This window comes from Arthrobacter sp. UM1, assembly GCF_020483305.1.
Classification (GTDB): domain Bacteria; phylum Actinomycetota; class Actinomycetes; order Actinomycetales; family Micrococcaceae; genus Falsarthrobacter.
Genome location: NZ_JACWAB010000007.1, coordinates 35,765 through 55,124 on the forward strand (window position 1 = coordinate 35,765; position 19,360 = coordinate 55,124).

The 19,360-nt window shown below is 69.1% G+C and carries 19 protein-coding genes and 1 riboswitch; of the genes, 12 read left to right on the plus strand and 7 right to left on the minus strand.

Annotated features, from left to right (window positions below):
- Nucleotides 1–9: 9 nt before the first annotated feature.
- The 9 genes from H9I38_RS08800 to H9I38_RS08840 are packed head-to-tail and all read left to right on the plus strand — an operon-like array spanning nucleotide 10 to nucleotide 10,621.
- Entirely contained in the window at nucleotides 10–2,640 is a 2,631-nt protein-coding gene (locus H9I38_RS08800) for an aldehyde dehydrogenase family protein (protein WP_226338446.1), read from the plus strand.
- Nucleotides 2,637–4,256 (plus strand): thiamine pyrophosphate-binding protein, encoded by a 1,620-nt coding sequence (locus H9I38_RS08805; protein WP_226338447.1) that lies wholly within the window; start codon nucleotides 2,637–2,639, stop codon nucleotides 4,254–4,256. The genes H9I38_RS08800 and H9I38_RS08805 overlap by 4 nt, the downstream gene beginning before the upstream one ends.
- A 2-nt stretch (nucleotides 4,257–4,258) precedes the next feature.
- Nucleotides 4,259–5,749 (plus strand): FAD/NAD(P)-binding protein, encoded by a 1,491-nt coding sequence (locus H9I38_RS08810; RefSeq protein WP_226338516.1) that lies wholly within the window; start codon nucleotides 4,259–4,261, stop codon nucleotides 5,747–5,749.
- Nucleotides 5,750–5,788: 39 nt separating this feature from the next.
- Complete coding sequence (locus tag H9I38_RS08815; protein WP_226338448.1) at nucleotides 5,789–6,007, plus strand: transglycosylase; 219 nt, start codon at nucleotides 5,789–5,791, stop codon at nucleotides 6,005–6,007.
- A 28-nt stretch (nucleotides 6,008–6,035) separates the two neighbouring features.
- Nucleotides 6,036–6,989, plus strand: coding sequence for a ribonucleotide-diphosphate reductase subunit beta (locus H9I38_RS08820; RefSeq protein WP_226338449.1), 954 nt, complete (start codon nucleotides 6,036–6,038; stop codon nucleotides 6,987–6,989).
- Nucleotides 6,979–7,257, plus strand: coding sequence for an acyl carrier protein (locus H9I38_RS08825; protein ID WP_226338450.1), 279 nt, complete (start codon nucleotides 6,979–6,981; stop codon nucleotides 7,255–7,257). Before H9I38_RS08820 ends, H9I38_RS08825 begins: the two co-directional genes overlap by 11 nt.
- Nucleotides 7,247–8,548 carry a beta-ketoacyl-[acyl-carrier-protein] synthase family protein gene (locus H9I38_RS08830; protein ID WP_226338451.1) on the plus strand — a complete coding sequence of 434 codons (1,302 nt, stop codon included), beginning with the start codon at nucleotides 7,247–7,249 and terminating at the stop codon, nucleotides 8,546–8,548. Before H9I38_RS08825 ends, H9I38_RS08830 begins: the two co-directional genes overlap by 11 nt.
- Nucleotides 8,542–9,468, plus strand: coding sequence for a hypothetical protein (locus tag H9I38_RS08835; RefSeq protein ID WP_226338452.1), 927 nt, complete (start codon nucleotides 8,542–8,544; stop codon nucleotides 9,466–9,468). The genes H9I38_RS08830 and H9I38_RS08835 overlap by 7 nt, the downstream gene beginning before the upstream one ends.
- Nucleotides 9,458–10,621 carry an MFS transporter gene (locus H9I38_RS08840; RefSeq protein WP_226338453.1) on the plus strand — a complete coding sequence of 388 codons (1,164 nt, stop codon included), beginning with the start codon at nucleotides 9,458–9,460 and terminating at the stop codon, nucleotides 10,619–10,621. Before H9I38_RS08835 ends, H9I38_RS08840 begins: the two co-directional genes overlap by 11 nt.
- Before the next feature lie 151 nt (nucleotides 10,622–10,772).
- Here H9I38_RS08840 and H9I38_RS08845 read toward each other — a convergent pair whose 3' ends face one another.
- Nucleotides 10,773–10,991 carry a hypothetical protein gene (locus H9I38_RS08845; protein ID WP_226338454.1) on the minus strand — a complete coding sequence of 73 codons (219 nt, stop codon included), beginning with the start codon at nucleotides 10,989–10,991 and terminating at the stop codon, nucleotides 10,773–10,775.
- 265 nt (nucleotides 10,992–11,256) lie between these two features.
- A complete protein-coding gene (locus H9I38_RS08850; RefSeq protein WP_226338455.1) occupies nucleotides 11,257–11,832 on the minus strand; it encodes an amino-acid N-acetyltransferase in 576 nt (191 codons plus the stop codon).
- A 71-nt stretch (nucleotides 11,833–11,903) separates the two neighbouring features.
- Nucleotides 11,904–12,018, plus strand: a riboswitch (SAM riboswitch).
- A gap of 129 nt (nucleotides 12,019–12,147) precedes the next feature.
- Here H9I38_RS08850 and H9I38_RS08855 point away from each other — a divergent pair.
- Genes H9I38_RS08855 through H9I38_RS08865 form a run of 3 tightly spaced genes read left to right on the plus strand, consistent with a single transcriptional unit; the run spans nucleotide 12,148 to nucleotide 14,818 of the window.
- Entirely contained in the window at nucleotides 12,148–13,038 is an 891-nt protein-coding gene (locus H9I38_RS08855; RefSeq protein ID WP_226338456.1) for a MetQ/NlpA family ABC transporter substrate-binding protein, read from the plus strand.
- An 8-nt stretch (nucleotides 13,039–13,046) separates the two neighbouring features.
- Nucleotides 13,047–14,114, plus strand: coding sequence for a methionine ABC transporter ATP-binding protein (locus H9I38_RS08860; RefSeq protein ID WP_226338457.1), 1,068 nt, complete (start codon nucleotides 13,047–13,049; stop codon nucleotides 14,112–14,114).
- On the plus strand, nucleotides 14,111–14,818 hold the full coding sequence (locus H9I38_RS08865; RefSeq protein WP_413463540.1) for a methionine ABC transporter permease: 708 nt from the start codon (nucleotides 14,111–14,113) through the stop codon (nucleotides 14,816–14,818). Before H9I38_RS08860 ends, H9I38_RS08865 begins: the two co-directional genes overlap by 4 nt.
- Before the next feature lie 63 nt (nucleotides 14,819–14,881).
- On the opposite strand, the gene H9I38_RS08870 is transcribed toward H9I38_RS08865, so the two are convergent.
- Genes H9I38_RS08870 through H9I38_RS08890 form a run of 5 tightly spaced genes read right to left on the minus strand, consistent with a single transcriptional unit; the run spans nucleotide 14,882 to nucleotide 19,285 of the window.
- Nucleotides 14,882–15,250: a hypothetical protein gene (locus H9I38_RS08870; protein ID WP_226338458.1), complete on the minus strand. Its 369-nt coding sequence runs from the start codon at nucleotides 15,248–15,250 to the stop codon at nucleotides 14,882–14,884.
- 8 nt (nucleotides 15,251–15,258) lie between these two features.
- Nucleotides 15,259–16,422: an ABC transporter permease gene (locus tag H9I38_RS08875; protein ID WP_226338459.1), complete on the minus strand. Its 1,164-nt coding sequence runs from the start codon at nucleotides 16,420–16,422 to the stop codon at nucleotides 15,259–15,261.
- Nucleotides 16,409–17,143 carry an ABC transporter ATP-binding protein gene (locus tag H9I38_RS08880; protein ID WP_226338460.1) on the minus strand — a complete coding sequence of 245 codons (735 nt, stop codon included), beginning with the start codon at nucleotides 17,141–17,143 and terminating at the stop codon, nucleotides 16,409–16,411. Before H9I38_RS08880 ends, H9I38_RS08875 begins: the two co-directional genes overlap by 14 nt.
- Complete coding sequence (locus H9I38_RS08885) at nucleotides 17,140–18,441, minus strand: peptidoglycan-binding domain-containing protein (protein ID WP_226338461.1); 1,302 nt, start codon at nucleotides 18,439–18,441, stop codon at nucleotides 17,140–17,142. Before H9I38_RS08885 ends, H9I38_RS08880 begins: the two co-directional genes overlap by 4 nt.
- Before the next feature lie 28 nt (nucleotides 18,442–18,469).
- A complete protein-coding gene (locus tag H9I38_RS08890; RefSeq protein WP_226338462.1) occupies nucleotides 18,470–19,285 on the minus strand; it encodes a hypothetical protein in 816 nt (271 codons plus the stop codon).
- Nucleotides 19,286–19,360: the final 75 nt, after the last annotated feature.

Consider the following 19,360-nt stretch of genomic DNA (forward strand, 5'->3'; position numbering starts at 1 on the left):
GAGAACCCGATGAAGACAACCGTCGAGCCGGACACCGTCCTGAGCTCAGAAGCCGCGCACCGCGCCCCTCGGCTGTACTGCCGTCGAGTCCAGCTGACGCTCGAAGACCTCGCCGAGCACGCTGACGCGGCCGCCTCGGCTCTGTCTGCATCAGGAGTCCGCCCTGGAGACCTGGTCAGACTGGACATGGACGATTCGGCTGAAGCCCTCGTCTGCTTCTTCGCTCTCGCGGCTCTCGACACGCGGATGATCCTGGGCGGCCAGGGCCCGTCCAGCGGGGAAGAGGAGGAAAAGCTCATCCTCGCTCCTCACATCAGGAAGCCGTCGCCGCTCCACAGGGGGCTTCGCGAGATCGTCAGCCTCCCTCCGGGTCCGAGCGAACGACTCCGCAGCGCCGGCGCTGAGCACACGAGGGCTCTGAACCTCGACGACGTCTTGCCTGAACCGTGGCTCAGCCGGGCGGACGGACTCATCCTGATGACCTCGGGAAGCTCCGGGAGTCCCAAACGCGTTCCCCGTCAGCCTCGTTCGTTCATGGACAACCTCCGGCAGAGCCAGCGGATCCTCAAGTACCGGCCGGACGACGTCCTCATGCCGATTGCTCCGCTGAACCATCAATACGGCCTCTCCGTGGTCCTGCACGCCCTCCTCGTCGGAGCCGATGTCATCATCGGATCCCCCTGGCGGATCTCCGAGAGCATCCGGCTCGGGAGACGGCACGGGGCGACCGTCGTCGAGGCCACCCCCGAGGTGTACCTCCGCGCCGTCGACTTCGTTGTCGGAGGGAAGATCGACAAGGAGGCGTTCGCCTCCTGGCGCCAGGCGGGAGTCGGGGGCTCGCCCACCGATGCGTCGGCCATCGCCCTGGTGCGGGAAGCCCTGGGCCTGCGCCTCTGCGACGGATACGGGTCGACCGAGGCCGGGAACATCGCGCTCGCAGACCCGGACGATCCCGAGGGCGGGCTGCTTCCCCTGGACTGCTTCACGATCACGGTGAACGACGACGCCGGCCGCGCCCGTCCGCCTGGAGAGCTCGGCCTCCTCGCACTCCACAACACCGAGACCGGCCATTCGTGGGAGTCAGGGGACCTTGCGTCTTTCAAGGACGGGCGCCTCCTCGTTGCAGGTCGGGCCAACGCCGTGCACCGCCGCGGCCTCGTCGTCTACCCCGCCGCCATCGAAGAGCGCCTCAGGGCACAGGGCATTCCCGCCCTCGTGACGTCGTACGGATCCGCTCGGGGCACACGCATCGCCGCCGTCGTCGAAGACCGCTTCCGACGCGGTCGCAGACACTGGTGGAATCGCATCCTCGGCGTCGAGGACTTGGCCGAGCTGCCCGACTCCCTGCTCATCGTCGATCGGATTCCACGGCTGGACCAGGGGAAGCCAGACCTCTGCAGACTCCGCAATGCCCTCACCGCCTCAGAAGCGCCGGCCGGCGCTCGGGAGACGGCGCTGGCCGCAACGGCGCGCTTTCTTCGCGGCCACCGCCAGGAGGCCGTGGACCTGCTCAGCGCCTACCAGACGCGCGAGGCCTCTGAGATCGAGGTGGACGGTGCGCTCGCGGCTCTGGACTCGGCCGCGGTGGAAGTCGCACTGGAGAACCCCCGTCCGCTCAAGCGCTCGTGGGTGTACATGCCCTCCAACGTCGTGTTGTACTCCTACGTTCTTTACGGACTCGTTCCCTCGCTCTGGACCGACGAGCTCCTCCTGCGTCCTTCGAGCCGCGCCCGGGAGCTCTCCGAGGAGATCCACGCCTTCCTTGCGCCTGTCCACGGTCTCAACGTGAAGCTGGCCCCCTGTTCCCAGACAGAGTTCGCGGCGCTCCGCACCGGCGCTCCAGGCCTGATCGTCTTCACCGGGCGGCACGAGAACGCCGTTCAGATCGCGGCCGGCCTCGAGCCGGGCCAAGTCATGGCCTTCTCCGGTCAGGGAACCAACCCTGTCGTCGTCGGTCCTGAGGCGGACGTCGGCACGGCCGCGGCAGACACGGCCCGAATCCGTCTCCTCAACGGAGGACAGGACTGCTTCGGGCCGGATCTCGTCTTCGTTCACGAAGACCGGTCCTCGGAGTTCCTCGAGGCCCTCTCGCAGCACATCAGCGAGCAGACTGAGAAGGTCGCAGGCGCGCCCGTGCTGGACGAGGAGACGGCCCGCGCCCTCCTCGGAGATCTGTGGGATGCGAGGGGTCGGATCCGAAAGGGAGGTGTGGTGAGGCTGCCGGAGGGGGAGCTCGACCCGACTGTGCGCGTATGGACGGCCCGCGAGAGGCCGTTGGTCACCGAAGTCTTCGCGCCGGTCTTCAACGTCGTCGTCTACGAGGACGAGGAGGACGTCATCTCCCTCCTGAGCGAAGAGCACTACCGCCTGCGGTGGATGGGGGCCTCGCTCTACGGAGTGAGCCGGCAGCTCTCCGCATGGTTCGGAGCCCGCATGACGACGTCACTGGGCCGTTCGCTCGTGGACGCCGACGATCCGAGGCTCCCGATGGGCGGGCTGGGAGCCCACTCCTCGGCGGTTCACACCGTCGGCGCCGAGGACCCGCAACCGGTGCTGCTCTCCCGAGTCGCCTCCGAGTACGGACACCTCATGGCAGAGCAGACCCGCGCCGAGCACACGCAGACGGAGACCCGGTCATGACGGGACCCGGGCTGGACCGGGGGTCTCCCTGGGCAACGGTCGCGGACGAGCTTGCGTCTCTGGGGACCGATCTCGTCTACGGGCTGCCCGACGACTCCATGGGATGCGCCGCCGCCTTCGAGAAGGCGGGCATCACTCTGGTCGTCACCGCCGAGCAGAGAACCGCGGTCTATGCTGCCGCAGGGGCTTCCCAGGCTCACGGTGGATTCGGCGCAGCTGTCGCAGGCCGAGGGCCGGCCACGGCAGCCCTCGTTCCCGCTCTCCTCGAGGCCTCCTCGCAGGGCTCACCGATCGTCGTCCTCGTCGAGACCGCCGGGGAAGAGGCAGTGCCCGGGCTCTCGTTCCAGTGCGTCTCTCCCGGGCCCCTCCTGCGCCCGGTCTGCAAGGACGTCGTCGCCTGGACTCCCGGGGCAGTAGTCGCAGCCAAGCAGAGAGCGGAGGAAGCGCCTGCAGGACCGGTCGCCGTTCTGGTTCCGACCGCCGTCGGAACCTCTTCGATCTCCGAGGCCGCTTCAGCGACCCTCTGCGGGGAGGCCGAGCAGGCCTCCGCCCGCTCTCGTCCCCCACGGCACACGGAAGCCGTAGAGGGGCCGGAGCTTCCGGTCTTCTCGCGCCCGGTCATCGTGGCGGGAGGCGGCTGCCGACGCGCGAGGATTGACGTCGCCGCCATAGCGGAGCAGACGAACGCTCCCGTGTTCGTCACGGCAAGCGGTCGGGGATGCGTCGACGAGGACCATCCCTCGTTCATGGGACTCGCAGGGCTGTACACCAGTCCCCCCGCCCGAGAGATCTGGCAGAGCGCTGACGGAGTCATCGCTCTCGGGTCCGAGCTCGAGGAGACCGCCGTGGAGTTCCTCCCGTCACATGTGCCCGTGCACCAGATTGCTCTCCACAGGTCTTCCTCCCGGTGGCCCGGCAGGCCGATCAGACGGCATCTCGTCGACGTGTCCGAATGGAGCGCGTCCGACGCCGCCCTCGCCGAGCCCGGATGGAGACGCCGGTGGGAGGACGCCCGTTCGCGCACGGCGGTCTGGGCCGAGGAGATGATCGCCTCGAAGCGGGTCCCTGCCATCCTGGACAAGATCAGCGCTCTCATCCGCCCGGGAGACTCCGCTGTCTTCGAGAACGGTGCCGCCGACATCTGGGCCTACAGCTGGCCGGTGCTCCGAATCCCGAGAGACGTGCCCGTCCTCGCCCTGTCAGAGCAGACCACGCTGGGCGCCTCGATTCCCGCAGCCGCAGCCCTCGCTCGCGCTCGCAGCGAGGGGCGGACCTGGTCCTTCAGCGGAGACGGCGCCTTCATCCGCTCGACGCTCGAGCCGATGGTCACCGATCAGCCGCGCACCGTCCACACCGTGTTCGACGACGGCGGCTACGGCTGGCTCGCGGAACAGGCTCGAGCCGTCGGGCTCGATCCGGAGCCCTACGCCTCGGGACGGCCCCGCCGCTGGCATGACGCCTGGGGACGGCCGATGAAGACCCTGCGCGTAGAGTCCGCTGCAGATGTGGAGCGGCTTGCACCGCACATCGAAGACTACTCCCGCGAGCACGCAGTCGTCCTCCACGTCCCCGTCGCGCCCGAGGACCGCAGCCTCCTCGCGCAAGGAGAGTGGTGACGATGTCGAACCGGTGCGATCTCGCGATCGTCGGAGGCGGACTCCGCCTGCTCTCCCTGCTGACGGCGTTCGCCGATCTCGTCACCGAGAAGAGCGGGAGTCCAGGGCGCGGCACCGGGCCTGTGCCGAGCGTCCTCGTCTTCGATCCCTTCCACCCCGCGCCGGGTGCGGTCTGGAACGATCGGGCCCATCGGGAGTTCCGCTGCAACGCGCTCAAGCCTGAGGCGGCTCTGCCCGCGCCCGGAGGCGGGACGCTCCTCGTGACGGGGGCTCTCGAAGCACAGGGCCTTCACGCGTCCGCGCAGGACAGCCCGCCTCGCAGCGCCGTGGGTGCAGCCCTCCGAGACCAGCGTGACGAGATCATCGGCCGCCTCTCCCCGCGGCTCGCTATCCGCCTCGTCCCCGCGAGAGTAGAGGAGGCCGTACCTGTCGGAGGCTCCTGGCTCCTCAGAGCCGGCGCTGAGAGCTTTGCGTGCCGCGGACTCGTCGACCTGTCGGGCTCCGGGTTCACCGGCTACACGGTCAGCGCCACCGATGCAGCCGAAAGTTCCGGCCTCTCGCTCGACAGCATACCGCCAGGTGCCGCCGCGACCATCGGAGGCATGGGGCTGGGAGCCGTCGACGTCGTCGCGGCCCTGACCCGCGGCCGGGGCGGAGCCTTTGCAGACCGTGGGGGCCAGCTGGCCTACACGCCGTCCGGGAGCGAGCCGGCCCTGGTTCTCATGTCTCGGACGGGCCGTCTTCGCCGCCCCTCGGACCCGGGGCGCCCTGGCCCGATCCCCGGTGAGCTGCCCGTTCACGTCTCCGACGCGTTCTGGAGCACATCCGCCGAGGCCGCCGCCCTCCAAGTACTCGCGCGGATCACAGGAACTCCCCGGCTCGACGGGCTTCACCGCGCCGCAGCCGAGTCCCCGGAAGCCCAGATCTCGGCCTTCGAACGCGAGCCAGCGCAGTCGAGGGCAGAGCTCCGATCCCGCGTGGAGGGCGTGGTCTCCGCCCTGGCCCGGGAGCGGCCGGCGATGCGGCGGATCCACCAGGACGCCCTCAGTCGCATCGCCACGGAGTACACCTCCGGCCCTCCCCTCGAACGCTACCGCGAATGGGGAGCCCTGATACGGGCGGGGATGCTCCGCTTCTCACGCGGGACGTGGGGGGAGACAGCCGTCTCCACCCCGTGGCGCATACGGGCCTTCCTAGGCGCCCCGGGACTGCCGTTCGACTCTCCCGCCGGCATGGCGGGCAGTCGGCGCGAGATCCCTGTCGACGCCCGGACGAAGCGCGTCCAGGGCTTCGACAGCTGGTGGGCTGGCGGACACACCAGCTCCCACCCTCTGCGAGGAGACCTTCCGACGACGGCGAACGCGGCCGAGTGGCAGGGCGCTGTCCGGCCGCTGGCCGAGGACATCGCGCGGAAGCTCGACTTGCTGGGCTCCTCCGTTCGATGGAGCAGCCCCTGCGAAAAGACGATATCGAGGAGGTTCGCGTGTTCCTAAGTTCAAGAATGACAGCACTGTCTCAGAAAGGACGGAGTCATGAAAACCGAGAAGTCCAAGGACATTGTCTGGAGCATCGTCTCGATTGTGGTCGGCGGCGGCGCCTGGCTGACCATGCAGAACATCTCATGGGGGATCGTGGATCCTGCGAAGGTCGGTCTCGTCTTCGCCGTCCTCGGCATCATCTCCCTTCTCTGGGCTCTGTTCAGCAAGTACGACGACAAGCCGCGAGAACGCGGGGGAGACAGCGACAGGTGAGGCTCGGTGCCCAGGGAGGTGCTGAGCTGTGATCAACCGCTGGAGCACTCTCAGAGTCGATGACGCCGACGTCATGGACCTCGGCGTCATCGACACGCCTTCTCTGGGCCGACATGCCGATGCACTCGCGTCTCGGCGCCCCGGTCCCCGCGAGCTCTTCCAGCGCTGGGACGCGCAGCAGTGGAAGATCGCGGACATCGATCTGGAAAAGGACATCCAGGAATTCCGCACACGAGTGCCTGCTCGCCTCCGTGAAGAACTGGAGCGGCTGATCTACACCTTCATCATCGGCGAGTACACCGGCACCGACCTTCTTTCCCCGGTTCTCCTCGGATGCCCTGAGGAGTGGGATCTCCTGTTCGTGACCACTCAGGCTTCAGACGAAGCCAAGCACACCGAACTCATGTTCAGGATCGGCAGAGAGCTGCTCGGCGTCGATGAGACGCCCGAGGCGATGCTGCGCACCGCGTGGGAGATGACCGAGCCGGCACACCGAGAGCTCTCGCTCATCGAAGGCGAGATCATGGGCGACGTCGTCAACAACCCGTCAGATTACGAGGCCTGGCTGCGCGGAGTGACTCTGTTCCACATGGTCAACGAGGGAGTCCTGGCCGTCAGCGGTCAGCGGCTCATCGTCAATCTCCTCGGGCGGGCCAGGATCCTTCCCGGCCTTCGGAGCTCCTTTGCCGCCCTGACACGAGACGAATCGCGGCACATCAGCTACGGCTGCCATGCGCTGCGCCTCGGCCTACAGGAGGGGCATCGCGAGGCCGTCGAAGACGTCCTCGAGCGAACTCTGCCGCTGGCCATGGAGCTCGCGGACTTCAGCGCACGCACAGGCGACGCGCTCTGGCAGCTCCAGATTCAGGGCGCCCGCCGAGTCTTCGCCCATGTCGGGATGAGCGAGACCTTCACCGACCATGTATTCACCTCCCTTCTCACCCAAAACAAGTCCGACAAGGAGACAGCCCATGTCCGTTGACGCCGTTCGCACCGAGCTCACCCCCTTTCTCGCGGAGGCTGCCGATCTCGCAGAAGATCGGATCCGCCCTGATTCCCACCTTCTCGAGGATCTCGAGATGGACTCCCTCTCTGTTCTGGAGCTGACCGTCTTCACGGAGGACACGTTCGGAGTCAGCGTCGAAGACGAGTTCAAGGAAGCCATCGGAAACCCAGACCTGCGCAAGGACATGACGGTCGACTGGCTTGCACGGCTCATCGACGAGCGGAGCAACGCTGATGCGGACTGATCCTCGGTCCGTTGTCACCGCAACCGCCGTTCTCACGCCACTCGGCGATTCGGTGACGGGCCTGTTCGACTCCCTGGTCGCCGGCGAATCCGGGCTGTCCTGGCACGAAGGCGACGAGACAGGCGTTCGCACTGCGGTCGGCGTCGTCGACGACTCCCTCATTGCGTCCGGCGACTTCCCCTCTCGCCTGCGACGTCATGCCGACCGATCAGCCCTCCTCGCTCTCTCCGCCGTTTCTCGGCTCCTTCGCACCATGGGCATCTCTCAGGCCGCGCTCGAGAGCAGAGAACCGTTCGGTCTCCCAGGAGAGCGGGTGGGCGTTGTCTGGGGATCGTCGTCGGGCACGCCGGGCGCGACCCAAAAGGCGTTCTCGGCGTTCGCAAGCGGAGGCAGGCAGTCCCTCAAGCGCATCGCCCCGCTCAGCGGGGTCTACGGCTCGCCGTCGGCCACGTCCGCAGTGATCGCGGAGCTCATCGGAGCTCGCGGCCCGAACATCATCGTGAACACGGAATGCGCCTCCGGCACCACAGCAACGGCCCTGGCCTCGATGCTCATCGAGTCTGGAACAGCTGACCTGGTGGTCTGCGGCGGTTCGGACGCCACCCTGGACGCCTTCAGCATCGCCCAGGTGGATCTGCTCGGCGCCACTCACTCGGCGGAGCACGAACTCCCGTCCCAGTGCTCTCGCCCGTTCGACGGGGACCGGAACGGGTTCGTCCCGGCCGAGGGGGCTTCGGCGCTCGTCGTCGAGTCGGCGGACTCTGCAGCCTCAGCCGGCCGGCAGAGCCTCGCGAGCGTTCTCGGATACGGAATGTCCACCAACAGCGGCCATCTGACCCAGCCCGATCAGGACGGTGCAGGGCTTCGAGCCTGCCTCGCCGCAGCGATGTCCGCAGCGGACGCGAGCGCGGAGGACATCGCCCTGTACAGCGCTCACGGCACGGGCACTCCGCAGAACGACCCGCTTGAGCTCTCCGCGCTCGAGTCCGTTCTCGGGAGCGCACGCTTCCGTCTCACCCCGGTGCAGGCGGTCAAGGCGAACATCGGCCACACGCTGGCCGCTGCGGGAGCCGTTGAGATCGCCCTCGCCATCGAGTCGCTCCACCGACGGCTGACGCCGCCGATTCTGAACTGCTCATCACCGATCAGAACGGATGCCCGGCTCATCCGAAACGCGCCGGCGGCCCTCGAAGCAGGCGCTGCTCTCTCCTGCTCATCGGGGTTCGGGGGCAGCAACGCCGCCGTCATCCTCGGGCTCCTCCCGGACGAGAGCAGGAGCTCCCCATGCTGACAGTTCTGTTCCCGGGGCTCGTCCCAAACAAGCACAAGAGCACGTACACCTGGCTGGAGACGGACCCCTATGCGCGAGACCTGATCCGGCAGGCCGAGGAGCACCTCGGCCCGGACCTGCTCGAGCGCCACACGAAGGCCGAGATCTACGACTGGAACGTCTACCAGGCCGTGTATCTCGTAGAATCCCTCTCCTTGGCTGAGGCGTGGTGCCGAAGGAACGGCGCGGACCCGGATCTAGTCGCCGGGCAGAGCTTCGGAAGCCTGGCGGCGGCAGTGTTCTCCGGAAGCATCGCCTTCCGAGACATGTGCCGGGTCATGACGGCCAGCACCGCAGCTGAGATCGAGTACTTCAAGCGCGCGGCTGAACCGCTGGCGTGCGTCTTCTTCAGCCGGTGCTCGCCCGCGCGGACAAGGCAGATCATCGACGAGATCACCGACCAGAGCAGCCCCGGATGGCTTGATGTGAGCGTGGTCCAGGAACGCGGAGTCATGGCGGTTTCCGGCTCGCGCAGCCTTGTGGACCAGTTCGCCTCACAGGTGAAGAAGGAGGGCGGCCTCATTTTTTACACCATCGACCGGGCCGAGCACTGCCCGGCTCTCGCCCCCCTGGCGGAGATCCTCAAATGCGAGGCGTACTGCACTTCAGACTTCTCTGAACCGGCCAAGCCCCTACTCTCTGACAACGGCGTCCTCCTCCACACGGGCGAGGATGTGGCCCGGGACCTAGCAGAAGGCTGGGGCCGTCGGCTTGTGAACCAGGAGCAGTACCAGACGATGACGTCGCTCGGCACGGAGCACCTCGTCATCCCCGGCCACTCCTCCCTCTTCGCCAGTGATCAGGGAGCCAGCGGCCGGAAGACGCTCGTCAAGGCCCGCACCATGCTCGAGGAAGGGGCTCACACGCGCCATGGCCGCTGATGCAGATGCGAGACGGCAGCTCTCGGGGCCGGCGTGGGCCGCGGCTCTCCTCAACGGCCCGCTCGAGTTCGCGGAGTTCATCATTCCCATCTGGGCTTCTTCCGCGCTCGGAGGCTCCCCTGCGGAGGTAGGCGCTGTTCTCGCCGTGTTCAGCATCGCGGCGCTCGCAACGCGCCGCCTCGCAGGAAGAACGTCGGACAAGCGTCCGGCGCAGACAGTGGCTGCTCTGGGTGCGGGCGGCCTGGCCCTCGGGTTCGTGGGCTACGCCACCGCGGAGACGTTGCCTCATGTCCTGCTCGCCGCTGGGCTGGCCGGTGTGTCTTCATCCTTCTTCTGGGTCGGGCTGAGGGCGTTCGTGGCCCGGAATTCGGCTCGCCCAGGGCAGGACTTCGCCCACCTGATGTCATGGGAGGAGACGGGCGCGTGGGTCGCCTTCCTCGCGGGACTCAGCGTTCTCAACTCAGCGGGCTACCCAGGCGTGTTCCTGGCCGCGGCCGGGTGCGCCGCCGCCGGATGCGCTGTGCTTCTGGGGACACGGGCGAGAAGCGATCCGGACGGCTCGGCGCCGGAGACTGGTGCTCACGCCCGCCCCTCACACCGGGGTCTGTTCTCGGCAACGATCGTCCTCGTGCACGGCGCCGAGGCGCTGATGGGCCTCGCGCTCCTGATCCACCTGCAGTCCCGCTTCGGACTGGAACTCGGACAGATCGCTTTGGTCTACCTGCCCGGCGCCATCGCCTTGGGCGTTCTGCCGGGTGTGATGCAGAGAATCCCCCAGCGCTGCGGATTCGCGGGGGCCATGACAGGAGCCGCGATTCTCAGCGCGCTCTTTGCAGTGGCCATGGCTTTCGGAACCGCCCCCGTGCACCTGGGGATCGCGTGGGTCCTCCAGGCCGCCGCTCTGTCTCTCCTCATCCCGGCCCAGCAGGCGCTGATCGCGGAGAACGAGCCGCGCTCCGCGCACGGCCAGGCCTTCGGCACATTCGAGGCCTGGGTGCTGGCGGGAGTCGCGGGAGGATCGTTGGCCGGCGGAGTGGTCTACCAGACCGGCGGATGGGTGCTGTGCTGTGTCGTCGCCGCCGCTGCCTCCGTCGCGTGCGCCCTGGCTGCTCCCCGCGCCGTCGCGAAGTTCACGGCCACGAAAGCCGCATAGGGCCGCGGGGCGGACGGCTGAGCGAAGCCGCCCCGGACAGACACAGCGGCCCCCTCCCGTGACGGGAGGGGGCCGCTGCCGCAATTCAGAAGCGGGTGAGCCGCGAGCGGTTTACGCGGCCAACGCCGGGCGCCTGAATCGGCGCGTGACGCTACTCGTTGTTGCCGAGCTTGTCACCGAGGAAGTCGGAGCCCTTGTCGATCTTGTCGCCGTGCTGCTCCTGCACGTTGTCGACCTTGTCGTTGAGGCCACCGAGCTTGTCGCCGTGCTGCTCCTGGAGGTTGTCGACGGCGCCGTTGACACCGCCCTCACCGTTCGCAGCGTTGCCCAGCGCGTCCTTGGCACCATTCTTGATGTCGTCGAAACCCATGTCGTCTCCTTCTGTCGAAGAAAGACCGCAACCATGTCGGGGATGATTCCGGTGGCGCTCATCTGCAGCGCTCTTGGTCTTCAACCTAGACCCCGGCGGCGGGGCGAGACAACTGTTTCAAAAGGAAAGGAAATCAAACGAGCGGTGAACCCGCCGTCACGTCCTCCGGGCTCCGGACTGCCGCAGCCCCTGCGCTCCGGACGCTCACAGTCTTGGGCTCCGGCCCGTCACAGCGCCCGCGCGCCACCCCTTTGCCGCCGAACCGTCACAGCGCCCGGATCATCCGCGTGTTGCCGAGGGTGTTGGGCTTGACGCGCGCGAGGTCCAGGAACTCCGCCACGCCCTCGTCATGGGAGCGCAGGAGCTCCGCGTAGACCTGCGGGTCGATCGCGTCCTGGTTGCTCATGACCTCGAACCCGTGCCGCCGGAAGAAGTCCACCTCGAACGTGAGGCAGAAGACGCGGCTCACGCCGAGCGCCCGTGCATCCTCGAGGAGCCGCTCCAGCAGCATGCCGCCGATTCCGCGCCCCCGAGCGGCCTCGGACACCGCCACGGTGCGAACCTCCGCGAGGTCCTCCCACATGACGTGCACGGCGCCGCAGCCGAGCAGCGCCCCGCCCTCGTCCTCCGCCACGCGGAACTCCTGGAGGGACTCGTAGTACGCCACGGCCTCCTTGGCCACGAGGACGCGGGAGTCCGCGAGCGGCGAGACGAGCTCGCGGATGGGCCCGACGTCGGACGTGCGGGCCGGCCGGATGCGCGCTCCCGCGCGGCCGCCGCCCCGGCCGGGGGCCGGCTCCGGGGCGTCTGCGGCGGTCTGGGCGGCGTCCGTGGGAGTCATACGTTCAGTATCACCGCTCGGACGCCGGATTTGTGAAGTCCCGCGCCCCTGGTTCAAGATGTTGGAAGCAGGATCAAGAGACCCAACGCGAAGCTCTGGCTGGTTGGGCGGCAACCCTCTCCCGTAGTGGGGTGCCCCAGATGAAGATCTGGCCGGGACGGAATGCGTCCCCGGCAAGTACGGCGGTTTCTCGCAGAGAACGCCTCGAACTCTGAAAGGCGAATGACTTTGCGAGCCGCCCAGTACTGATGCGGCCCTCTCTCACCGAGCCGGCCGCTCATCACGCTGCGGCCGGACAGTCATGAAGGAACCACCATGAAACTCTCCAAGACCCTTGCCGCTCTGACCGTGGCGCCCCTCGCCCTCAGCCTCGCGGCCTGCGCGCCCTCCCAGTCCTCCGGGGACGGCGGCAGCAAGGACGGCAAGACCGTGACCATCGGCATCGTGGACAACAACCCCCAGCAGAAGGTGCTCCAGGACCTCGCCAAGGACAAGGGCATCACGATCGTCTACAAGAACTTCCAGGACTACACCCAGGCCAATCCGGCGCTGAAGCAGAAGCAGATCGACCTCAACTGGTTCCAGCACCTCGCCTACCTCGCGGACTACAACCTCAACGCGGGGGACACCCTCACGCCGGTCGGGGCAACGGAGATCATCCCGCTCGGCCTGTACTCGCAGAAGCACAAGTCCCTGGACGAGCTGAAGCAGGGCGCGCAGGTGGCCATCCCGAACGACGCCACGAACGAGTCCCGCGCCATCAACCTGCTCAAGTCCAAGGGGCTCGTCACCCTCAAGCGGGACACCCTCGCGCCGTCGAGCCTGGACGTGGACACCTCCAAGTCCAAGGTCAAGGTGACCACCGTGTCCGCCGAGCAGACGGTCATCCAGCTCAACTCCGTGGACGCGTCCGTCATCAACAACACGTTCCTCAACCGCGCGAACATCGATCCCAACTCGGCGCTCGCCAAGGACAACCCGAAGGACCCCTCGGCCGTCCCGTACGTCAACGCGTTCGTCTCGCGCGCGGAGGACAAGGACAACGAGACCTACCAGGAGATCGTGAAGCTCTACCACGACCCCAAGGTCCAGAAGGCCGTGGAGGAGGAGTCCAAGGGCACCTCCGTGGAGGCCAAGAACCCGCAGTCGGAGCTCGAGTCCGTCATGAAGAAGTACCAGGACGCCCTCAAGGCCAACAAGAAGTAAAGGCGCCGATGTCTTCAGTGATCCAGGAGCCGGCGGCGAGCCGGAAGCCCGCCGCCGGCGATGCCATCGTCTTCACCAACACGACCAAGACCTTCCGCGTCGGCAAGAACACCGTCACCGCGGTCGACGACGTCAGCCTGAGCATCCGCAAGGGCGAGATCTTCGGCGTCATCGGCTATTCGGGTGCGGGCAAGTCCACGCTGGTCCGCCTCATCAACGGGCTCGAGCCCGCCACGAGCGGCTCGGTGCTCGTCAACGGCCAGGAGATCGTGGGACGCCGCGAGGGGCAGCTGTCCAAGGCCCGCTCGGACATCGGGATGATCTTCCAGCAGTTCAACCTGCTCACGTCCCGGAACGTGGCCCGCAACGTCGAGTTCCCGCTGGAGCTCGCCGGCTGGCCCAAGGCCAAGCGGAAGGCCCGCGTCAACGAGCTCCTCGAGTTCGTGGGGCTCTCCTCGCTCGCCAGGAACTACCCCGAGCAGCTCTCGGGCGGGCAGAAGCAGCGCGTCGGCATCGCCCGCGCGCTCGCCAACGAGCCCTCGATCCTCCTGGCGGACGAGTCCACCTCCGCCCTCGACCCGGAGACCACCGCCGAGGTGCTGCGCCTGCTCAAGCGGGTGAACGAGCAGCTCGGCATCACCATCGTGGTCATCACCCACGAGATGGACGTGGTGCGGACCATCGCGGACCGCATCGCCGTCATGGAGAAGGGCAAGGTCATCGAGACCGGCTCGGCGTTCGAGATCTTCTCCTCGCCGAAGACCCAGACCGCCAAGCGGTTCGTGTCCACGGTGCAGCACACCGAGCCCACCCCGGACGAGCTCGCGCACCTGCGCACCCGGCACCCGGGCCGGCTCGTCACCGTGGAGATCGCGGACGGCTCCAATGTGGGCCGCATCCTCTCCCAGGGGGCCGCCCGCGGCGTCCTCTTCGAGGTGGTCCACGGCGGCATCTCCACGCTGCAGTCCAAGTCCTTCGGTTCCATGACCGTTGAGCTCACGGGCGAGGACGCGGCCATCGACGCCGTCATCGCCGAGCTCTCCGCCGAGACCCACGTGAAGGAGCTGTCCGCATGAGCACCTCGTTCCTCACCACCCTCGGAGCTCCGTCCACCGACTGGGGCACCCTGCAGCAGCCGCTCCTCGACGCGGTCAACGACACCCTCTACATGGTGTCCCGGACGCTCGTCTTCGCGGGTCTGCTGGGCCTCGTCGTCGGCCTCCTGCTGTACTGCCTGCGGCCGGGCGGCATCCTCGGCAAGGGCGCGGTGGCCAGGGTTCTGCACATCCTGCTCAACATCCTGGTGAACTTCGTCCGCCCGATCCCGTTCATCATCCTGCTCGTGGCGCTGTGGCCGGTGACGCTCGCCGTCGTCGGCAAGACGATCGGCCCCAACGCAGCCATCTTCGTCATGACCGTGGCCGCCACGTTCGCGGTGGCCCGCATCGTGGAGCAGAACCTCATGGGCGTGGACCCGGGCGTCATCGAGGCGGCGCGGTCCATGGGCGCCAGCCCGTGGCAGATCATCCGCAAGGTGATCCTGCCGGAGGCTCTGGGGCCGCTCGTGCTCGGCTACACGTTCCTCATCATCGGCATCACGGACATGTCGGCGATGGCCGGCGCCATCGGATCCGGCGGCCTCGGCAACTTCGCCATCCAGTACGGCTACCAGCGGTTCGACATGCAGGTCACCTGGGTGGCCGTGGGCATCATCATCGTCCTGGTGCAGGTGGTGCAGTTCTTCGGCAACTGGCTCGCCCGGAAGATCATGCGGCGGTAGGGCCCACTTCCCCCTCTTTCCCGCCTTCCCCGAAAAGTGGCGCGATCCGTGCAGTCTGGGCTCTCAGATTGCACGGATCGCGCCACTTTTGGCGGAGGGGCCTACCTCTCCTGCGTCAGGATCTTCGCCGCCCTCGCGGACCGTGGTGCTGTAGCCCGTCCTCACCGCCGACTCGACGCTCGGGAAGACATTCGAGACCCCGGCCATCGTCTGGATTCCCCCGGTGGAGAACTCCACGTGGTGTGGCCAGCCGTTCCTCTTGGCGCATGCGTCGATCGCCTTGGTCTGCGCCGCACCGATCTCGGGCGCCTCGAACACGAGAGACGTCACCCTCGAGCGCAGCGGCTCCTTCAGCTCCGCCTCTCCCCCGGGCGCCGCGCACCCCGCGAGGACGACGGCGGCGGCCGCCGCCGCGACCGCCCCTGCTCGCACACGCCGCCTCATGACTCCGCCCGCAGAAGCTGCGCCGGGTCCACCCGGGAGGCGGTCCACGCCGGCACCGCCCCGGAGAGGCCCCCGAGCAGCGCCCCCGCCGCCGGGATGAGCGCCGTCCACCACGGCTGCAGGTGTGGCCAGCCCTGGACCAGTGCGATCACCTCGCCCGCGAACAGCCCCGCGCAGCACCCCGCGAATGCCCCCATCCCGCCGGTCAGGGCGGACTCCGCGAGGAACAGCCCCAGGATCCGCCGCCGCGAGGCCCCGAGCGCCCGGTCCAGGCCGATGTGCCGCCTCCGCTCCCACACCGCGGACTGCGTGGTGGAGTACACGCTGAACGCGGCGGAGACCGTGAGCACGAGCATCGTGATGACCACCATGTCCTGCGAGTCCCGGAGGAGCTTGCGCTGCAGCGACGCCGCGGAGATCGGCCGGGTCACGCGGGCCTGGGCCGGCTCGTAGGGCCAGGCGGCGGTGGTCACTGCGCCGTCGTCGGCCGCGAGCTCCCCCTCCGCCGCGAGGAGGAGGACGCGCTGGGAGCCGGCCGCCGTCCCGCCCCGGGCCGCCGCGCCGGTCTCGGCGGGGTGGATGAGGGAGGTGCCCAGGAGGGCCGAGCTGCCCTCGCCCGCGACGATCCCGGTGACGGTGTGCCAGCCGGATTCGAGACGCACCCGGTTCCGCCCGGCCTCGGGCCACACGCCGAGCGTCCTCGCGGTGGAGGTGCCGAGGAGGACCTGGCGGGGGTGGGCGTCGAGGCTCTGACCGCTCGGCCAGCCGCCCGCGACGAGCTGCCCGCCCTTCGCCTCGATCCCCCGCGCGGACGCGACCGCCCGGGTGGCCTCGGCCGTGGCGAGGCCCGTGGAGACGGGTTTGGGCCGTCCCTCGCCGAGCACCGTGTACGTCCCGGCCTGCAGGACGCCGGGGACCTGGAGGAGCCGTTCCGCGAGCGCGTCCTCGGGCTCCTCCCACCCGCCGACGTGCGACTCCACGGCCACCACGAGGGTGCCCGTGCTCAGCGAGGCGAGGTGCTCGCCGGTGCGGTGAGCGGAACCGCGGGTGACGGCGAGCATGACCACGAGCGTCGCTGCGCCCACGAGGATCGTGAGCAGGCTGAACCCCGTGCGCCGAATGCGCCGGGTGACGTTCCGGAACGCCTCACGCAGCAGCATCGCGCCCGGCCTCCTCGAGCCTCCCGTCCACCACGCGGACGGTCCTGTCGCACCGCGCGGCGAGCTCCGGCGAATGCGTCACGACGACGACGGCCAGCCCCTCCGCCGCCTGTCCCAGCAGCAGCTCGAGCACGGCCTCGGCGGTGGCGGTGTCGAGGTTGCCGGTGGGCTCGTCGCAGAGGAGCACCTCAGGCCGGCCCGCGAGCGCCCGCGCGATGGCCACGCGCTGCCGCTCCCCGCCGGAGAGCGTCGGCGGGAAGGCGTGGAGGCGGTGGCCGAGTCCCACCGAGCGCAGGGCCTCAGCCGCAGCGTCCGTCCGGCGCTGAGCCGGGCGGTCCCTGGCCTCACCGTTCCCTGCCCCGGCCCCGCTCCCCCGCACCGCGAGCGCGTGCTCCACGTTCTCCAGGGCGGTCAGGTGGTCCACGAGGTGGAACGCCTGGAACACGAAGGCGAGGTGCTCGCGGCGCAGCCGGGTCAGCTCGGCCTCCTTCGCGGTGGAGGCGTCCACTCCGCCGACCACCCGCTCTCCCGCGTCCGGCCGCTCCAGCAGCCCGAGCACCGCGAGCAGCGTGCTCTTGCCCGAGCCGCTCGGCCCCACGATCGCGAGCGACTCCCCCGCGAACACGTCCAGGTCCACCCCGTGCAGCGCCGCGGTGGCCGGCGGGTAGCGCTTCTCCACGCCGCGGAGCCGGATGACGGGCGTCCGGGCCCGGCGTGTCATTCGCCCGCTCCCGGCTTGCGCCCGCGGGCCTCCCCGACCACAACCTTCTGCCCGGCCATCAACCCGCCCGTCTCCGTCAGGGCGCACCGCCCCTGCGCGCACACGCCGGCTGTGACCTCGATGTCCCGGCCCTCAGCCGTGCGCACCCAGGCACGCCCGGCGTCCTGACGCAGCGCGGTGGACGGCACGACGACGGAGTCCTTCGCCGAGCGCCGCAGCACGATCGTGGCGCTGAACTGGGCGCCGGGCTCGGGCAGCGTCTGCGCGTCGGTGAGCCGGACGGCGAGGTCCACGGTGCGGCTGTTCGGGTCGCCTGCCGCCTGGCCGGAGCCCCCGGCACCGGTGCCGGGCTGAGCCGCTCCGGGCTGCGCCGCTCCGGTTCCGCCCGGCGCCTGACCCGCTCCGGGCTGCGGCGCTCCCGTGCCTCCGTGGCCCTGCGGCGCCATGTGGGCCGAGTCCCCGGCCTGCTGCTGACTGCTCGAGGGCGCGCTCTGCCCCTGCCCCTGCGCCGCCGGCACGGCCTCCACCACGCCGGTCCGCTGCGCTCTGCCGCTGCGGGGCTGGAGCACCACCTCCTCGCCGCCGTTGAGCTTCGCCGCATCGGCCCGCGGCACCGAGACCACGAGCTTCCGCCCGCCCGCCGCCACCGAGCAGAGCGGACCCTGCACGCTCTTGCGCAGCTCCCCGCAGGCGCTGAGCACCCTGAGCGGGAGCACGCCCGCAAAGAAGGCCTCGCCCGGGCGGAGGACGGCGGCGTCGTCGTCCTTGGCCTCGAAGATCGGCGAGCCGTCCGCGCGGACCGGGAAGTAGCCGAGGTTCCGCCACAGTCGGCCGAGGCCGCGCGCCGTCCACTCCCCGTAGACGCCCCGGACCCGTCCGCTCGCGTAGCCGAGGCTGGCGAGCGCGTCCTGGAGCTGAGCCACGTCGCCGCCGCGAGCCCCCGGCCCCAGCTGCCGGAACGCCCGCATCCGTCCGGGCAGCACCACCACGGGCCGGCCGTTCGCCTCCGCGAGGACCTGGCCCGCGCCGGCGCTCTGCCCGGCGCGGACCCCGTTCGAGGTGAACACGGCCGCGCCCTCGACCGGCGAGGGAACGTCTTCCACCCCGTCCTCCACGGTCTTGGCCTCGGCGGCGAGGGAGTCCACCACCTCGCCCGACGTCGCCGCCGCCGTCAGCTGGGTGACGGCCACCGTGGTGTCCGGGCGCTCGAGGCGGTCCCGCATGACGGCCACCGTGCCCACGATCCCCGCCGCCACCGCCACCACAAGGGCGACGACGGCGGCCAGCGCACCCTTCACCGGACGCCCGATCGGGCAGGGGCGGAGGTCATGGCTGCTTCCCTTCGGTCGAGCTGAGGACGGCGAGCGCCCGCTCGTGGGCCTGCTTCTTCTTCTCCGCGAGCGCGAGGAGATCGGACTCGTGTTTGTTCACCCAGTCCCCGGCGACCTCGAAGTAGGCGTCGTCGAGCTTCTGGGCGAGCTGCACCTGTTCCTGACACGTGCCGTCCGCGCTCGCGAGGCGCAGCTCTTCGCCGCTCGGCTTCTCGCCCGCGTCCCGGTACGGCTTCATGTTCTGGCTGACCCAGCGCTCGACCTGCATGACCCCGATGTCATAGCCGCGCCCCTTCATGCAGGAGGAGTACTCGTTCCGGACGTCTCCCAGAACGCCGAGGAACCGCGACTGAGCTCGGTTGGATCCGGAGTTGAGGACCCGGTTGATCACGTTCGAGAGCCGGATGTGGTCCTCGACTGACCCGTAGACTGCCGTCCGAGCCTCCGCGAGGCACCCGGTGGCCGGCTCGCTCACCACCGTGCCGCCCGGCTCGAGCTCCACACGGACCTGCAGAGTTCCGTCTCCGGCAGAAGCCTCAGGGTCGGCACCGTAGATCTTGAGATTCATGTCCTCCGGCAGATCAACGCTGCTCTGGGGCTCTCGGATCAGAACGCGATACCCGATGTCCTCGGCCTCCTTGGCGTTTCTGAAGACGCTGGTGAACCCGTGCAACAGAGGCGAGCCTCCCGGCAGGGTCACGCCGAGCTCACGGGTCCACCCGGCCTTGCGCGCGCATTCCCGCAGCGTCGCGTTGACGGCGGCCTCGGCCTCGACATCCGAGGCCACCAGCGAACGGACGGTGTGCTTCATGGCGTCCGAAACCGGCGGTCCTGCTTTCTCGCCGCATCCCGTAAGCGTCAGCAGCACGGCAGCCGCCGCGGCCCA

Bases quoted from the DNA above. Each gene is read 5' to 3' on its own strand.
- H9I38_RS08830 (WP_226338451.1), top strand. From the start codon at position 7,247: ATGCGGACTGATCCTCGGTCCGTTGTCACCGCAACCGCCGTTCTCACG.
- H9I38_RS08835 (WP_226338452.1), top strand. From the start codon at position 8,542: ATGCTGACAGTTCTGTTCCCGGGGCTCGTCCCAAACAAGCACAAGAGC.
- H9I38_RS08865 (WP_413463540.1), top strand. From the start codon at position 14,111: ATGAGCACCTCGTTCCTCACCACCCTCGGAGCTCCGTCCACCGACTGG.
- H9I38_RS08850 (WP_226338455.1), bottom strand. From the start codon at position 11,832: ATGACTCCCACGGACGCCGCCCAGACCGCCGCAGACGCCCCGGAGCCG.
- H9I38_RS08890 (WP_226338462.1), bottom strand. From the start codon at position 19,285: ATGAAGCACACCGTCCGTTCGCTGGTGGCCTCGGATGTCGAGGCCGAG.
- H9I38_RS08875 (WP_226338459.1), bottom strand. From the start codon at position 16,422: ATGCTGCTGCGTGAGGCGTTCCGGAACGTCACCCGGCGCATTCGGCGC.
- H9I38_RS08800 (WP_226338446.1), top strand. From the start codon at position 10: ATGAAGACAACCGTCGAGCCGGACACCGTCCTGAGCTCAGAAGCCGCG.
- H9I38_RS08880 (WP_226338460.1), bottom strand. From the start codon at position 17,143: ATGACACGCCGGGCCCGGACGCCCGTCATCCGGCTCCGCGGCGTGGAG.
- H9I38_RS08860 (WP_226338457.1), top strand. From the start codon at position 13,047: ATGTCTTCAGTGATCCAGGAGCCGGCGGCGAGCCGGAAGCCCGCCGCC.
- H9I38_RS08825 (WP_226338450.1), top strand. From the start codon at position 6,979: ATGTCCGTTGACGCCGTTCGCACCGAGCTCACCCCCTTTCTCGCGGAG.
- H9I38_RS08810 (WP_226338516.1), top strand. From the start codon at position 4,259: ATGTCGAACCGGTGCGATCTCGCGATCGTCGGAGGCGGACTCCGCCTG.
- H9I38_RS08815 (WP_226338448.1), top strand. From the start codon at position 5,789: ATGAAAACCGAGAAGTCCAAGGACATTGTCTGGAGCATCGTCTCGATT.
- H9I38_RS08855 (WP_226338456.1), top strand. From the start codon at position 12,148: ATGAAACTCTCCAAGACCCTTGCCGCTCTGACCGTGGCGCCCCTCGCC.
- H9I38_RS08840 (WP_226338453.1), top strand. From the start codon at position 9,458: ATGGCCGCTGATGCAGATGCGAGACGGCAGCTCTCGGGGCCGGCGTGG.
- H9I38_RS08805 (WP_226338447.1), top strand. From the start codon at position 2,637: ATGACGGGACCCGGGCTGGACCGGGGGTCTCCCTGGGCAACGGTCGCG.
- H9I38_RS08845 (WP_226338454.1), bottom strand. From the start codon at position 10,991: ATGGGTTTCGACGACATCAAGAATGGTGCCAAGGACGCGCTGGGCAAC.